This window comes from Anaerotignum lactatifermentans (assembly GCF_016902535.1).
Classification (GTDB): domain Bacteria; phylum Bacillota; class Clostridia; order Lachnospirales; family Anaerotignaceae; genus Anaerotignum; species Anaerotignum lactatifermentans_A.
Genome location: NZ_JACSNY010000001.1, coordinates 252,449 through 267,324, shown reverse-complemented (window position 1 = coordinate 267,324; position 14,876 = coordinate 252,449). Strand labels below are relative to the sequence as shown.

Below are 14,876 nucleotides of genomic sequence, written 5' to 3'. Positions count from 1 at the left end.
TGTTTTTGGAAAGGAGGGAAAAGATTGTATCGCTGGATGATGAAACGGACAAAAGTGGGCACCATACAAATGTGCCAGGAACTGGGTCTCCAGCCGGCAACGGCCTGTGCCCTGTCTCATCGGGGAGCCGGAAGCAGGGAGGAGGCGGAGCGATTCCTCCATCCCAGGCTGGAGGATCTCTGTGACCCGCTTTTGATGAAAGATATGAAGAAGGCGCTGGAATTGGTGGCCGGAGCCATCCGGGAAGGAAAAAAGATTGCTGTTTACGGGGATTACGACGTGGACGGCGTAATGAGTACAACCATATTGACCAGGACTATCCGCCGCTGCGGCGGGGAGGCGGTCTTTTACGTGCCACACCGTCAGAAGGAAGGCTATGGCCTCAACTGTGACGCGGTACGAAAGCTGGCGGAGGAAAGTGTAGGACTTCTTTTCACCTGTGACAATGGCATTGCGGCTATACAGGAAACGAAGCTGGCGAAGGAGTTAGGCATGGAGGTAGTGATTCTGGACCATCATGAGCCTGGCTTTGAGGAGGGCAGAGAAGGAAAACTGCGGGATATCCTGCCTCCTGCGGATGCGGTAGTAGACCCAAAACAACGGCTTTGCACCTATCCCTTTCGGATGCTTTGCGCCGCCGGAATCTCTTATAAATTCGCCCTTTGTCTTTTGAAGGTGTTTGGCACTGCGGATGAGGTGCTGGAAAAGGAACTGCTCTGCTTCGCGGCAGTGGCTACCGTCTGTGATATTGTGGATCTGCTGGAGGAAAACCGGGCCATTGTCAAGGCGGGGCTGGCGGAAATCCAGCATACGACGAATGTGGGACTGCGGGTGCTGCTGGAGGAAACGGGACTGGGAGACAAACAGATTACGGAGTACCATCTGGGCTTTGTGGTCGGTCCCTGTATCAACGCCACCGGCCGGCTGGAAAGCGGCAGACAGGCTGTGGAGCTGTTCTGTGAAACAGACGAAGAAAAGGCGGGAGAAATTGCCAGACGTCTGAAAGAGCTGAACGAAGAGCGGAAGGAACTGACCAAAGAGGCGCTGGAGCGGATCTCCGCTCAGGCGGAAGGAGACGGAAGTCTGTCCCGGCCGGTGCTGGTGCTTTACGACCATACCATTCATGAAAGTGTGGCCGGTATTGTGGCGGGGCGGATCAAGGAAAAGTTTTACCGACCCGTGATTCTGATTACGGACGCGGAGGACGGCGCCAAGGGGTCCGGCCGCAGTATTGAGGGCTACCATTTGTTTGAGGCGCTGTACCGCTGTCGGGAGCTGTTTACCCGGTTCGGCGGACACGCTATGGCGGCGGGCCTGTCCCTGCCCCATGAAAATATTTCGGTGCTGCGGGAACGGCTGAACAAAGAATGTACTCTGACAAAGGAGGATATGGTACCGGTGCTGCGGCTGGAAAAGCAGCTTTCCTTTGGGGAGATCCATCTGGATCTGGCCAAGGAACTGCGCCTTCTGGCGCCCTTTGGCAAGGAGAATCCGGCGCCGCTGTTTGCCTCCAAGGGCATCTGGGTGAAAAACCTGAGTCTTATCGGAAAAGAGAAAAACATCCTGAAAATGACGCTGATGGAGCCGGAAAGCGGCAGGTATCTTCCGGCCATTTCCTTTGACGGCTATGATCGTCTGCTGGAAATCCTGAAAGGATTGTATCCTGGGCAAGATTGTGATAAAATACTGCACAGCGGACATTTGTCCTTTCCCCTGGATTTCGTCTATCGTGTGGAAATCAATTCCTATGGGGGACGGGACAGCGTACAGCTAAATATACAGGATTTCAGAGCGGCGAAACAGGGAGGTTAAAACGCATGGATTTAAAAGAAATGATTAGAGAAATTCCCGATTTTCCGGAAAAAGGCGTACTGTTCCGGGATGTTACCACACTGCTGAAGGACGGAGAAGGTCTTTGCGCGGCGGTGGATCTGATCCAAAAGGAGCTGGAAGGCGTAGAATTTGATGCCGTTCTGGGGCCGGAATCCAGAGGCTTTATTTTTGGGATGCCCGTTGCCTATAATTTGAAAAAGGGCTTTATTCCCGTGCGAAAAAAGGGCAAACTGCCAGCGGAAGTTATCAGCAGGGAGTACGCCCTGGAATATGGCACAGCTACCATTGAAATACACAAAGACGCCATCCATCCCGGCATGAAGCTGGTAGTGATCGATGATCTGATGGCCACAGGCGGCACAGCCAGAGCACTGGTGGACCTGATCCAGGAGGCTGGTGCGGAAGTGGTGAAGCTGGTATTTTTGATTGAGCTGGATGATCTGAAAGGCAGAGAAGTGCTGGAGGGATACGATATCAGCTCGGTGCTGCATTATTAAAAAACAGAAGGAATACCCGTGAAAACGGGTATTTTTTCGGAAAAGAGGATGGAGAGATGTACAGTCGTTTTTTTATACTCTTTGCTATGGTGTCGATAGGGTATTATTGCTACAAAAAAGGATTTATCACCAAGGAGGTCAATAAAGGGCTGGGCAGTATGGTCATGCAGGTGACGATACCGGCGATGCTGGTGACTACTATCGCGGCCATTGATATTACTCATGAGATTCTGCTGGGATTTTTCCTGATGATGGCGGCGCAGGCGGCGGCGATGATCCTGTTTGGCCTGTTTATCCGGCTGTACGGGAAATGGCGGCATATGGACAGCCGTCTGATGGATATGCTGGATATTACGGCCGGGTCCCTGAATAACGGTTTTATCGGTCTGCCGGTGGCCATGATCTTTTTTGGAGATACCGGGGTCATGTATATGTCTGCCGGTGTGCTGGGGCTGAATCTGTATTTATGGAGCTACGGCGTTTATATTTTAAAGGGAAGACAGGGCGGCAGCGCGAAAGAAATGGGACAGACCTTTTTGAAGGGGGCGGTTAATCCCAACTGTATCGCTATTTTCCTGGGACTGGCGCTGACGCTCAGCCATACGGTCTCCTATGTGCCGGAGCCTATCATGGCCTTTTTGGAGGAACTGGGCGGTTTGTCTACGCCGTTGTCTTTGATCTATATTGGCGCACTGGCGGGAAGCAGCGGCATTTTGCAGGTATTCCGGGAAAAGGCGGCGGTGGAGATCAGTTTGGTAAAAATGATTCTGATGCCGTTTCTGGCCTGGCTGGTGATGCTGGTTGTGCCTGCGGGAAGCATGGCGAAATCCGTCTTTCTGGTGACGGCGGCTTTGCCCGCGGCGGTGGTAGTGCCTATGATGGTGGAAAAATATGGCTATGGGGAAAAGATGTCTTCGGATATTGTTATTTTGACTACCATTATTTCTGTGGTGGAACTGCCTGCCTGTGTTTGGCTGACGGGGATTTTATACTGAAAATACCGCAAAAAAACAAAAAAAGTTCTTGCAAAACACGCGGACGCATGGTATAATTTTTCATGTTGATTACGGACGGTCCAATGGCGCAGTATGGCGGTAAGAACGTCTTTGGGGAAAGGAGGAAACAAAATGGATATCATCAGAGAACTGGAAAAAGAACAGCTGAAAAGCGATGTAACTCCTTTTAACGTAGGTGATACGATTCGTGTTTACGCGAAAGTAGTAGAAGGCTCCAGAGAAAGACTGCAGATGTTCGAAGGCGTTGTTATTAAAAGACAGGGCGGCGGCATCAGAGAAACCTTCACAGTAAGACGTATCGCATCCGGCGTTGGCGTGGAAAGAACATGGCCTTTGCATTCTCCCAGAATTGACCGTATCGAAGTAGTAAGACGCGGTATCGTAAGACGCGCGAAACTCTTCTACCTGAGAGATAAGGTTGGTAAGGCAGCAAAGGTTAAAGAAGTACTGAGATAAGAAAAGTGAGCCTTGGTGAGATTTCTCATCAAGGCTTTTTTCGTGAAGGATAAAATGTGTTTTTATATTTGACGAAAAAAGGCCATCGGTGTTATATTGATAGGAGACTTGCGCAGACGGGAGGTTAAGGGCATGGCGGCAAGAAAGAAGGAAAAGGAAGAGAAAAAATGGGGCAGCTTTATTTTGCAGCTGGCGGTGATTATCGTTGTGGTAGTGCTGATCCGCTCCTTTGTCATCGGAACGATTTATGTAAAAGGTTCTTCCATGGAGCCCAATTTCCATCATGGGGATTTTCTGCTGATCAATAAGCTGGAAATGCTGATCTCTGAACCGGAACGGGGAGATATCGTGATTTGCAGCCTCCACGAAAACGGATATGATGAGAATATCATCAAACGGGTCATCGGTGAACCGGGAGATGTGATTGATTTTCGGGAAAATGACGGTTATTACGATATATATATCAACGGAGAAAAGTTGGAAGAGGATTATATCGCGGAGCCAGTGCTTTCCGCGGGAGACTGGGCTTATCCCATGGAAGTGCCGGAGGGCAGCTTCTTTGTAATGGGGGATAACCGCAACGCCAGCTCCGACAGCAGAAAAGAAACCATCGGTCCTGTATCGAAAGAGGATATCATGGGCAAAGTGGTACTGCGGATCTATCCATTCGGCAGTTTTGGCCTGATTTCATAAGGAGGAATTTCAGATGCATATACAGTGGTATCCGGGGCATATGACAAAGACCAGAAGAATGATGGAAGAGACCATTTCTTTGGTGGATATTGTCATCGAGCTGGTAGACGCCCGTATTCCATACAGCAGCAAAAATCCCGATCTGGATGAGCTGGCGAAAAATAAATTCCGGATCATGCTGATGAACAAAAGCGATCTGGCGGACCCTGCTGCGACGGCGGTCTGGACAAAATATTTTGAGGACAAGGGATTCCGTGTCATTGAAATGAACGCGTTGAAGGGCACCGGCATGGGAGAGGTGACCAATGCCGCCCGGGAGCTGATGGCGGAAAAAATCGAGAAGCTCCGCAAACGAGGCCGCATCAATGTGCCCATCCGGGCTATGATCGCCGGGATTCCCAATGTGGGGAAATCCACGTTTATCAATAAATATGTGGGCAAGACCACGGCAAAGACGGGGGATAAGCCCGGCGTCACCAGAGGAAAGCAGTGGATCAAGCTGAAAAAGGATTTTGAACTGCTGGATACGCCCGGTATCCTCTGGCCCAAGTTTGAGGATCAGCAGGTGGGGCTGAAGCTGGCCTTTACGGGAGCCATCAATGATGATATTCTGGACGCGCAGACATTGGCGACAGAATTTATCAATCATATGATGGTGGTGAATCCGGAATGTATCCGGCAGAGATATGGGATCTCATTTGACACCATTGCGGAGCCCCACGAGGTGTTGTGTCAGATCGCCGAAGCCAGAGGTTTTAAATTAAAAGGGAATGAGCCGGATCTGGAACGGGCGGCAAAGATTTTGATGGACGAATACCGAGGCGGCAAGCTGGGCCGCATTACGCTGGAACTGCCGGAGGATATTACGGAAATGCTGGCGGAAAAGGAACAGCGGGAAAAGGAAAAGGCCAAGGCTGACCGGGAAAGAAAAGCTGAATATAAAAAGAAGAAAAATTGAGGATGAAAAAAACGCCCTGCGGCCTTTGGAAATCATCGCATAAAATATAACAGCTGGAATGCTTTTTTGCAAAGCGTCCAGCTGTTTTTTTGTTTTCTTAGGAAGACACCCTCAAAGGGTGTCGTTTTTATCTCTGCGCTTGATGTTGGGGTAGTTCCTTGACGATGCTTTCGATGATCTGCGCTGTCAGCCCCCAAATGGTGCGGCCTTCGTAAAAATAAAACAGTTCCGGTATTTTGCAGCTGCTGAAGGGGTATTCCCTGCCGTTTTCGATGCGGTCATAGGGAAAATCCACAGACATATCCGCGTGCCAGTACATATAGTGTACCTCTGGCTGGTGTTCCAGAAAGAAAGAGACCGGGACGGTGAATACTTCCGCCACTTCTTCCTTCTGACAGCGCAGACGGCGGAAATCCTCGTAGGAGACCAGACCGATATAAGGCTGCACCAAACCGCCGTAAACGGTCAGCATAAAATTGCTCCGGCCCAAAATTTGAATCTGTTCCGCCGGAAGCCCCAGTTCTTCCTCCGTTTCCCGCAGGGCGGTGTGCTTCAGGTTTTCATCTTTTTCCTGATGGCCGCCAGGAAAGCAGATATCACCTGGCTGGCGCACGTGGGCAGCCCGTTTGGTCAGTACAAAGTGCAGGACGCCATCGATTTTAGTCATCAGAGCCAGAATACCGAATTTGCGCAGCTTTAAAATCGGTTCCGGCTGTTTTTGGCCGAAGGCGGACTGAAAGTCACGGGGAGACGGTTCATATGCCATAGGATCATTCCTTTCTCAGCTTGATATAGGAAGCGGCTTTGCGCCGATGGTCTTCCTCCATTTTGGCGTAATGTTTGGTGGTGGTATTGACGTCGGCGTGGCCCAGGGCATCGGCCACCAGATAAATATCGCCTGTTTCCAGATAAAGATTGGTGCCGTAGGTGCTGCGCAGCTTATGGGGCGTGATATGCTTCAAGGTGACGCCGCTGGCGTATTTTTTTACCAGATTCTGTACGGCCCGCACCCCCAGACGTTTGTTCTGGGAGGAAAGAAAGAGAGCGTCTTCGCCTTCTTCTTTTGGTACTATTTTGTTCCGCTCCTCCAGATAGTCCAGAAGGGCCTCCCGCACCTCGTCGCCGAAGTAAAGCAGGACCTCGTTTCCGCCTTTTCGCAGGACCTTGACGGCATTGTTCTGGAAATCCAGATCCTTTCGATTGATGCCCACACATTCGGAAACACGCATCCCGGTGCCCAGCATCAGCGTCATCAGAGCCAGATCCCGTTTTTTCATTTTTTCATGGCGGGCCTGCTGTCGTTTTGTGAGATTTTCGCCGGATTCCACCGCGTCCAGAAGCTCTGCTACCTCGTTTACGTCCAGACGGGTAATGGTTTTTTCGTGGATTTTGGGAGTATCCACAATGGCGGCGGGATTGGCGGAAATGGCCCCCTTTTTATAGAAATATTTGAACATGGAACGGACAGAAGCCAGTTTTCTGGCCTTGCCCCGTTCGTCGTTGTGGTATTCCGCCTTCCGGGTCTGGGCCTGGGGATTGATGTAGTAGGACAGATATTCCATGAATTCATCAATGTCCTCTGTGGTGATCTGATTCAGGTCTTCTGCTTTCAGATCTTTGGCGGGAATCCCGCCTAAGGAGCGGTGTTCCTCGTAGAGATAGCGGAAAAACACCCGCAGGTCGTAGGCATAGTTCAGACGTGTTTTGGCTGAGGTGGTCTGCGCGATACTGCGGAAAAACTGCGCCAGAAAAGGCGGAAGGTCCCGTAGGACTTCCCGCAGCAGCTGAGTATCTCTGACTTTTATTTCCTCATGGTACACAGACATTTATTCCACCTCGTTCTGGTTCCAGCCTTTGATTTTGGAGCGCTGGATGGCGCTGAATACCTTCCCCTGCAAATTGTCGTAGCGCTGGGAAAGCTCCGCCAAAAGCTCCTTGGTTTCCTGGCGTTTGGTGTTGCCGTCCGCCAGACAGGGGTTTTTGACGATCTGGATGCCGCTGTGGTTGACAAAGCTGCGGCACTCCCATTCGGGAATGTACATCAGCGGCCGGATAGAGTAGAGCTTGCTCCGATCCAGATAGCTGACGGGGGAGAAGCAGTTGATGCGCCCCTCGTAAAACAGGGACATGAAGAAGGTTTCTACCACATCATCCTTGTTATGGCCCAAAGCCACTTTATTGCAGCCCAGTTCCTCCGCCTTTGTATTCAATGCGCCCTTGCGCATTTTGGCGCAGAGAGAGCAGGGATTTTTTTCTTTTCGTTCCTCGAATATGATCTGCCCGATGTCTGTATGGACCACGGAATAATGGACGCCCAGTTCGTCGCAAAGCGCCTGGATATCTCCGTATTCCGCTCCGGGCAGCCCCAGAGAAACGGTAATAGCCTCCAGTTTGAAACGCTTGGGGTAAAACCGCTGTAAATGCTTCAGGGCGATCAGCAGGCAGATGCTGTCTTTCCCCCCGGAAACACCTACGGCGATTCTGTCTCCTTCCTCGATCATATGGTAATCGTCCACCGCACGGCGGACATAACTCAGCAGTTTTTGCAGCTTCATAAAAAATGATTCCTCCTGTTGTTCTCTTCTGTTTCATTATATCGAAATTCGGGGAAAAATAAAAGGAATACTGTTCATTTTTTGTGAAAAGGGATATAATGGTATCAATATGGAAGGGGGATGGAAGTATGGCGAAACGAGGCTTTTTCAGGCGGGGGCTGGCCTTGGCCCTGACAGTTTTTCTGCTGGGCGGATGCGGCGCCAAACAGGGAACGGACAGCGCCGGCGCAGAAAAAACACCAGAGCAGATGGAAACAGAGTGGATTGAGGAAACGCTGGCGGACATGACGCTGGAGGAAAAGGTCGGCCAGATGCTGATGATGGATTTCCGAAATCTTTCGGACGGCACACCTATGACGGAGCTTTCTGAGGACGCGGCGGAGCAGATCGAGGAATACCATTTGGGCGGCGTAATCCTTTTCGCGGAAAATCTGGATACGGCGAAGCAGACCAAAGCATTGACGGCGCAGATGCAGGAAGCGGCGGATCTGCCCCTGTGGATCGGCATAGACGAGGAAGGGGGCATTGTGTCTCGTCTGGATAAAAGCAACATCCCCCATGAACAGATCCCTTCGGCGGCACTGATGGAAGGGGATACCGCCCAGGCGGAAGAGGCCGGCAGAACCATCGGAAGGGAATTGAGAGAACTTGGCGTTAACGTGGATTTCGCGCCGGTGGCGGATATTTATACGAACCCGGAAAATACTGTCATTGGGGAACGGGCCTTTGGCACTGACGCCCAGACCGTTTCCGATATGGCGTCCGCCTTTGCGGCGGGATTGGCGGAGGAAGGCGTTCTGGCGGCGGCCAAGCATTTCCCCGGCCATGGCGATACGGCGACAGATTCCCATTATGGGGTGGCTATGGCGGAACAAACGCTGGAGGAACTGCGGACGGTGGAATTTGTTCCGTTCCAGCGGCTCATTGACGAAGGCATCCCCTTTGTGATGGTGGGCCATATTACGACACCGAATGCCACGAAGGACGGACTTCCCGCCAGTCTTTCGGCGGAAACGATAGGCCTGCTGCGGCAGGAACTGGGCTTTGACGGCATTGTTATTACGGATGCCATGAATATGGGGGCTATTACAGAGGCCTTTTCTACCGGAGAAAGCGCGGTGATGGCAGTCAAAGCGGGCGTGGATATGGTACTGATGCCGGCGGATCTGCCGGCGGCCTATGAAGGGCTTTTGGCGGCGGTTTCTGACGGGGAAATCACACAGAAGCGTCTGGATGAAAGCGTGCGCAGGATTTTGGAAGCAAAATATGACGCCGGACTGCTGTAAGAACAAGGGAAAGTATTGAAAATTCAACATAAAATTGATATAATTTAATTTAACGTTTTTAAATTTTGAGAAGGGAAATGGGGAAGGATTTATGACGAATGAAAAAGAAAGAGGGGTGACGAATATGGCAATCGGCGATGAATTATATCAGGAACTGGTAGAGCGGATCAAGACCTATCATCCTGCCAAGGATTATGATATGGTGGAAAAGGCATACCGTCTGGCTGCGGACGCCCATAAGGAGCAGAAAAGAAAATCCGGCGAGCCATATATCATCCATCCTTTGAAGGTAGCATATATCCTGGCGGAACTGGAACTGGATATGGAATCCATCGTGGCCGGCATCCTTCATGACACCATAGAGGATACACCGTATACCTATGAGGATATCAGCAATATTTTCAGCGAGGAAATTGCCATACTGGTAGACGGCGTAACCAAATTAGGGAAGTTGTCCTATTCTACCAAAGAGGAGATTCAGGCGGAGAACTACCGGAAAATGTTCCTGGCTATGGCGAAGGATATTCGCGTGATTCTGATTAAACTGGCGGACAGACTCCACAACATGCGGACGCTGAACTACATGACGCCGGAAAAACAGCGGGAAAAGGCACAGGAGACTCTGGATATTTACGCGCCGCTGGCGCATCGTCTGGGTATTTCCAAGATCCGGACGGAAATGGAGGATCTTTGCTTTAAATATCTGAATCCGGACGCTTATTTCGATCTGGCGGCAAAGATCGAGAAAAAGCGGATCGAGCGGGAATCCTTTGTGGCGGATATTGTCAAGGAAGTCCGGACCAAAATGGAAGAGGCCGGCATCCAGGGCAAGATCGAAGGCCGCAGCAAGCATTTTTTCAGTATTTATAAGAAAATGGTAAACCAGAACAAAACACTGGATCAGATTTATGACCTGTTTGCCGTTCGTGCCATTGTGGATACGGTCAAGGACTGCTACGCGGTGCTGGGTATTGTCCATACCATGTATAAGCCCATGCCGGGGCGGTTCAAGGATTATATTGCCATGCCCAAGCCCAATATGTATCAGTCTTTGCATAATACGCTGATCGGGCCTTCCGGCCAGCCTTTTGAGATACAGATTCGTACCTGGGAAATGCATCGTACCAGCGAATACGGTATCGCGGCGCACTGGAAGTATAAAGAAGGCAAAAGCGGCGATAAATCCAGCAGCAAGGAAGAGGCAAAGCTGGCCTGGCTGCGTCAGATTCTGGAATGGCAGAAGGATATGTCTGATAACAAAGAGTATCTGGATACCATCAAGCTGGACCTGAATATTTTTACAGACCAGGTATATGCCTTTACGCCTCAGGGCGAGGTAATCCAGCTGCCCAAAGGCTCTACGCCCATTGACTTTGCCTATATGATCCATTCGGCGGTAGGCAACAAAATGGTAGGCGCCAGAGTCAATAACCGTATGGTGACCATTGACTATAAGATCCAGAACGGGGATATTGTGGAGATTATGACGTCTCAGAACTCCAAAGGCCCCAGCCGGGACTGGCTGACACTGGTGAAGAGTTCTCAGGCCCGCACAAAGATCAAACAGTGGTTCAAGAAGGAAGAGAAAGAAGAAAATATCATCCGCGGCAGAGAAATGATTCTGGCGGATATGCGCAAAAAAGGCTATCAGGCTTCGGATCTGCTTCGTCCCGAGTGGCAGGAGCTGGTGATTGCCAAGTACGACTTTAAAAACTGGGATGCTGTTCTGGCGGCCATCGGCTACGGCGGTCTGAAGGAAGGGCAGGTAGTCAACCGCCTGCGGGATGAATATTTAAAGGAACAGCGAAAGAAACAGACGGCGGAGGATATCCTTCAGGATTTCGAAAAGAAGGTAGACCAGAAGCCTCTGAAGAAAAAGAGCAAAAGCGGTATTGTGGTGGAAGGCATCGGCGATGTGGCCGTGCGCTTTTCCAAGTGCTGCAGCCCTGTGCCGGGGGATGAGATTGTGGGCTTTGTTACCAGAGGCCGCGGCGTGACCATCCACAGAACGGACTGCATCAATGTGCTGAACCTCAGTGATGAGGAGAGAGGCCGCCTCATCAATGCGGAATGGGATGTACAGTACACCCATGGCGAGGTAGCGGCGTCCTATCTGGCGGAGATCCGTGTCATTGCCAATGACAGAGTGGGTCTGCTGCTGGAAATCAGCCGCCATCTGGCAGATGAGGATATTTCTGTCAAGGGCTTCAATATCCGCACTACAAAGGATATGACGGCAATTTTCAATATTACTATGGAAATCAGAACAAAAGACCAGTTGGAACGTGTGACCAAGCGTCTGAGAGGCATCAAGGACATTGTGGACATCGAACGTGTAACAGGTTAAGGGATACAGGAGGAGAACTATGCGCGCAGTATTGCAGAGAGTGTCACAGGCAAGCGTGACCGTAGACGGACAGGTGATCGGTGAGATCGGAAAAGGTGTGATGGTATTGTTTGGAATGCTGGGAACAGACGATGACAAGACCATTGAATATATGCTGGACAAGGTTGTGAACCTGCGTATTTTTGAGGATGAAAACGGCAAAATGAATCTGTCCCTGCTGGACATTGACGGAGAACTTTTGATTGTGCCTAACTTTACCCTGTACGGGGATACCAGAAAGGGCAGACGTCCCGGCTATTCTTCCGGCGCAGCGCCGGATGTGGCGGCGGATCTGTTCGAACGTCTGTGTGCCAAGGCAAAGACTATGCCTGTGAAAAAAGTAGCCACAGGCCAGTTCCAGGCGGATATGAAGGTGGCCCTTATCAATGACGGCCCTGTAACACTGCTGCTGGACAGCGAGAAAGTATTCTAAGAGAAAAAAGGATTTTTACGGATGATAGAATATATTTTACGGGGGCATCACCTGCCCAATGATGTACAAACCATGATTCAGGTGTTCTGCCCCAATCTGCATTATTATCAGACGGAAACCCCTTCTTCGGAAGGGATGACGGTAGAAAGCCGATGGGAAGGCGGGCAGGTGTCCGCTCTTCTTTATGAAAACGGCAGGGAAAAGGCCTGCTGGCGGATAGGGGCGGCGGAGGATATGGACGAAAAAGAATTAAAGCGGCTGGTGAAGCTGAGTCTGTTCGCCCTTCTTTCCAATGAAACGGGTATCGTGCCGCGCTGGGGTCTTTTGACGGGCGTCCGTCCGGCGAAGATTGTCAACGCCCTGCTGGATGAAGGGGCGGAGGATGCGGAATGTATGGCGTATCTGACCCAGAAGTATCTGGTCCATCCCCAGAAGGCGGCATTGACGCTGGAGGTGGCAAAGGCGGAGCGGTGTTTGCTGGCCGCCAATGGGAAAGAGGACATCAGCCTGTATATCGGTATCCCCTTTTGTCCGACCCGATGTCTGTACTGCTCCTTTACGGCCTATCCGCTGGCGCAGTATAAAAGCAGGGTGGAGGAGTATCTGGATGCCATGTTCCGGGAACTGGACTATCTGGCGGAATACGCCAAAAGGTTCCGTATGAAAAATATTTATATCGGCGGCGGCACACCTACCTCTTTGACGGAGGCGCAGCTGGAGCGTCTGCTGAAAAAGGTGGAAGAGCTGTTCCATCCCACGGAGGAAATGGAGTATACCGTGGAAGCGGGACGCCCTGATACCATCACAAAGGAAAAGCTGCGGCTGATGAAGGCATACGGCGTTAACCGTATTTCCATCAATCCCCAGACCATGAATGACGGGACATTGAAGCGCATCGGCAGAAAGCATACGGTGGAGGATATCCGCCGGGTATTCTATGAAGCCAGAGAGGTGGGCCATGACAACATCAATATGGACCTGATTCTGGGCCTGCCGGAGGAAACGCCGGAGGATGTGCGTCATACCATGGAGGAGATCATGGCACTGGACCCGGACAATGTGACGGTGCATACGCTGGCGGTGAAGCGGGCTTCCCGGCTCAAGGAGCAGTTTGATCTGTATACCATGACCACTGCCCAGACGCTGGAGGAAATGCTGGGGATCACAGCGCAATACGCAAAAAAAATGGGGCTTTCCCCTTACTATATGTACCGCCAGAAAAATATGGTGGGAAATTTTGAGAATGTGGGCTACTGCAAGCCGGGCAAGGAAGGCGTTTACAATATCCAGATCATGGAGGAAAAACAGACCATCCTGGCGGCAGGGGCAGGCGCCAGCACAAAGACCGTGGACCCGGAAACAGACCGGATCGAGCGGGTATTCAATGTAAAAAGTGTCGAGGACTACATCGGCAGGATCGAGGAAATGATAGACAGAAAGCGGCAGGGACTGCCGCAGGGAGGTAAGATATGATTCAGTTGGTAAAAGGCACCAAGGATATTTACGGCGCTGAGGTGAAGGCATGGCAGAGTATCGAGGGCAAAATGCGCAGACTTTGTGAGACCTTTGGCATTGGCGAGATCAGAACACCCGCCTTTGAGTTTACGGAATTGTTTGTCAGAGGCGTAGGGGAGACCACAGACATTGTGCAGAAGGAAATGTACACCTTTACCGATGACGGTGACCGAAGCCTGACACTGCGCCCCGAGGGAACCGCGGGGGTAGTGCGGGCCTATATCGAGCATGGGATGCATAACAACGCACAGCCCACAAAGCTGTATTATATTTCCCCTACCTTCCGCTGTGAAAATACACAGGCCGGCAGACAGAGACAGTTCCATCAGTTTGGCGTGGAAATGCTGGGCTCTTACAGCGCGGCGCAGGACGCGGAGGCTATTTCCGTGGCGGCGGCACTTCTGGAGGAAATGGGTGTAAAGGGCGTAGAGCTTCGGATCAACAGTCTGGGCTGCCCCGAATGCCGCGGCAGATACAACAAAAAATTGAGAGAGTTCATCGGCAGCAATCTGGATCGTCTCTGCCCTACCTGCAAGGAGCGTTTTGAGAAAAATCCTCTGCGTGTGCTGGACTGCAAGGAGGAAAGCTGTCAGGCAGTTATCGCCAACGCGCCTTCCGTGCTGGATTGTCTGGATGAGGAATGTACGGCGCATTTCCAGAAGGTGCAGGATATCCTGACAGAAATGGGTATCCCCTTTGTGGTAGACCCGAAGATCGTTCGTGGTCTGGATTACTACACCAGAACCGTATTTGAGTTTGTTTCCGACGGCCTGACAGTCTGCGGCGGCGGCAGATACGACAATCTGGTAGAGGAATGCGGCGGCAAGCCTACAGGTGCCGTTGGCTTTGGTCTGGGGATTGAAAGACTGGTAATGATTCTGGAAAAACAGAACGGCGCCATTGAGGAGCATCCGGAACGGGATGTATATATTGGTTCCATGGGCGAAAAGGGTCTGATCCGTGCCCAGGGCATTACGCTGGCACTGCGGAAAGCAGGCGTCCGGGCGGAATGTGACACAGTGGAACGCAGTGTAAAAGCGCAGATGAAATATGCCAATAAGATCGGTGCGAAATATTCCGTGATTCTGGGGGATTCCGAGCTGGAAAGCGGCCAGGTGGAACTGAAGGAAATGGAAACGGGGGAAAAAGAAACGGTTTCTCTGGCGGAATTGGCAGAGGTACTGCTGAAAAAAGTAAAATAAGGATAACAAAAAGGACGGAGATCTCTTTGATGAGATATTCCGTCCT

14 protein-coding genes are annotated in these 14,876 nt (G+C 51.2%); 11 read left to right on the top strand and 3 right to left on the bottom strand.

Annotated features, from left to right (window positions below; genetic code table 11):
• The first annotated feature begins 24 nt into the window (after positions 1 to 24).
• The 6 genes from recJ (at position 25) to ylqF (ending at position 5,453) form a co-directional block, all read left to right on the top strand.
• Positions 25 to 1,812, top strand: coding sequence for a single-stranded-DNA-specific exonuclease RecJ (gene recJ, locus H9X84_RS01295; protein WP_205132509.1), 1,788 nt, complete (start codon positions 25 to 27; stop codon positions 1,810 to 1,812).
• A 5-nt stretch (positions 1,813 to 1,817) separates the two neighbouring features.
• Complete coding sequence (locus tag H9X84_RS01290; protein ID WP_205132508.1) at positions 1,818 to 2,330, top strand: adenine phosphoribosyltransferase; 513 nt, start codon at positions 1,818 to 1,820, stop codon at positions 2,328 to 2,330.
• A gap of 56 nt (positions 2,331 to 2,386) precedes the next feature.
• Positions 2,387 to 3,325: an AEC family transporter gene (locus H9X84_RS01285; protein ID WP_205132507.1), complete on the top strand. Its 939-nt coding sequence runs from the start codon at positions 2,387 to 2,389 to the stop codon at positions 3,323 to 3,325.
• Positions 3,326 to 3,457: 132 nt separating this feature from the next.
• On the top strand, positions 3,458 to 3,802 hold the full coding sequence (gene rplS / locus H9X84_RS01280; protein ID WP_205132506.1) for a 50S ribosomal protein L19: 345 nt from the start codon (positions 3,458 to 3,460) through the stop codon (positions 3,800 to 3,802).
• Between the two features lie 132 nt (positions 3,803 to 3,934).
• Complete coding sequence (gene lepB, locus H9X84_RS01275; RefSeq protein WP_205132505.1) at positions 3,935 to 4,495, top strand: signal peptidase I; 561 nt, start codon at positions 3,935 to 3,937, stop codon at positions 4,493 to 4,495.
• Positions 4,496 to 4,508: 13 nt separating this feature from the next.
• Complete coding sequence (gene ylqF, locus H9X84_RS01270; RefSeq protein WP_205132504.1) at positions 4,509 to 5,453, top strand: ribosome biogenesis GTPase YlqF; 945 nt, start codon at positions 4,509 to 4,511, stop codon at positions 5,451 to 5,453.
• A gap of 127 nt (positions 5,454 to 5,580) precedes the next feature.
• Here ylqF and H9X84_RS01265 read toward each other — a convergent pair whose 3' ends face one another.
• From H9X84_RS01265 to H9X84_RS01255, 3 genes are read right to left on the bottom strand one after another with little or no spacing between them, the layout of a single operon-like run.
• A complete protein-coding gene (locus H9X84_RS01265; RefSeq protein ID WP_205132503.1) occupies positions 5,581 to 6,219 on the bottom strand; it encodes an NUDIX hydrolase in 639 nt (212 codons plus the stop codon).
• A gap of 4 nt (positions 6,220 to 6,223) precedes the next feature.
• A complete protein-coding gene (locus tag H9X84_RS01260; protein WP_205132502.1) occupies positions 6,224 to 7,279 on the bottom strand; it encodes a tyrosine-type recombinase/integrase in 1,056 nt (351 codons plus the stop codon).
• Positions 7,280 to 8,008 (bottom strand): tRNA 2-thiocytidine biosynthesis TtcA family protein, encoded by a 729-nt coding sequence (locus H9X84_RS01255; protein ID WP_205132501.1) that lies wholly within the window; start codon positions 8,006 to 8,008, stop codon positions 7,280 to 7,282.
• Positions 8,009 to 8,136: 128 nt separating this feature from the next.
• Between H9X84_RS01255 and H9X84_RS01250 the strand changes: the two genes are divergently transcribed.
• The 5 genes from H9X84_RS01250 to hisS all read left to right on the top strand — a co-directional run bounded on the left by H9X84_RS01250 (position 8,137) and on the right by hisS (position 14,830).
• Positions 8,137 to 9,294 (top strand): glycoside hydrolase family 3 protein, encoded by a 1,158-nt coding sequence (locus tag H9X84_RS01250; RefSeq protein ID WP_205132500.1) that lies wholly within the window; start codon positions 8,137 to 8,139, stop codon positions 9,292 to 9,294.
• 91 nt (positions 9,295 to 9,385) lie between these two features.
• The gene (locus tag H9X84_RS01245) at positions 9,386 to 11,641 is read left to right on the top strand and encodes a RelA/SpoT family protein (RefSeq protein ID WP_243423477.1); all 2,256 of its coding nucleotides are present in this window, start codon (positions 9,386 to 9,388) and stop codon (positions 11,639 to 11,641) included.
• 19 nt (positions 11,642 to 11,660) lie between these two features.
• Positions 11,661 to 12,113: a D-aminoacyl-tRNA deacylase gene (dtd, locus tag H9X84_RS01240; RefSeq protein WP_205132499.1), complete on the top strand. Its 453-nt coding sequence runs from the start codon at positions 11,661 to 11,663 to the stop codon at positions 12,111 to 12,113.
• A 21-nt stretch (positions 12,114 to 12,134) separates the two neighbouring features.
• The gene (gene hemZ / locus H9X84_RS01235; RefSeq protein ID WP_205132498.1) at positions 12,135 to 13,586 is read left to right on the top strand and encodes a coproporphyrinogen dehydrogenase HemZ; all 1,452 of its coding nucleotides are present in this window, start codon (positions 12,135 to 12,137) and stop codon (positions 13,584 to 13,586) included.
• Positions 13,583 to 14,830: a histidine--tRNA ligase gene (hisS, locus tag H9X84_RS01230; protein ID WP_205132497.1), complete on the top strand. Its 1,248-nt coding sequence runs from the start codon at positions 13,583 to 13,585 to the stop codon at positions 14,828 to 14,830. The genes hemZ and hisS overlap by 4 nt, the downstream gene beginning before the upstream one ends.
• The last annotated feature ends 46 nt before the right edge of the window (positions 14,831 to 14,876 follow it).

Excerpts from the sequence above, each read along its gene's own strand:
- dtd (WP_205132499.1), top strand. The coding sequence starts at position 11,661 with ATGCGCGCAGTATTGCAGAGAGTGTCACAGGCAAGCGTGACCGTAGAC.
- H9X84_RS01265 (WP_205132503.1), bottom strand. The coding sequence starts at position 6,219 with ATGGCATATGAACCGTCTCCCCGTGACTTTCAGTCCGCCTTCGGCCAA.
- ylqF (WP_205132504.1), top strand. The coding sequence starts at position 4,509 with ATGCATATACAGTGGTATCCGGGGCATATGACAAAGACCAGAAGAATG.
- hisS (WP_205132497.1), top strand. The coding sequence starts at position 13,583 with ATGATTCAGTTGGTAAAAGGCACCAAGGATATTTACGGCGCTGAGGTG.
- H9X84_RS01250 (WP_205132500.1), top strand. The coding sequence starts at position 8,137 with ATGGCGAAACGAGGCTTTTTCAGGCGGGGGCTGGCCTTGGCCCTGACA.
- lepB (WP_205132505.1), top strand. The coding sequence starts at position 3,935 with ATGGCGGCAAGAAAGAAGGAAAAGGAAGAGAAAAAATGGGGCAGCTTT.
- H9X84_RS01260 (WP_205132502.1), bottom strand. The coding sequence starts at position 7,279 with ATGTCTGTGTACCATGAGGAAATAAAAGTCAGAGATACTCAGCTGCTG.
- H9X84_RS01290 (WP_205132508.1), top strand. The coding sequence starts at position 1,818 with ATGGATTTAAAAGAAATGATTAGAGAAATTCCCGATTTTCCGGAAAAA.
- rplS (WP_205132506.1), top strand. The coding sequence starts at position 3,458 with ATGGATATCATCAGAGAACTGGAAAAAGAACAGCTGAAAAGCGATGTA.
- hemZ (WP_205132498.1), top strand. The coding sequence starts at position 12,135 with ATGATAGAATATATTTTACGGGGGCATCACCTGCCCAATGATGTACAA.
- H9X84_RS01285 (WP_205132507.1), top strand. The coding sequence starts at position 2,387 with ATGTACAGTCGTTTTTTTATACTCTTTGCTATGGTGTCGATAGGGTAT.
- H9X84_RS01245 (WP_243423477.1), top strand. The coding sequence starts at position 9,386 with ATGACGAATGAAAAAGAAAGAGGGGTGACGAATATGGCAATCGGCGAT.
- H9X84_RS01255 (WP_205132501.1), bottom strand. The coding sequence starts at position 8,008 with ATGAAGCTGCAAAAACTGCTGAGTTATGTCCGCCGTGCGGTGGACGAT.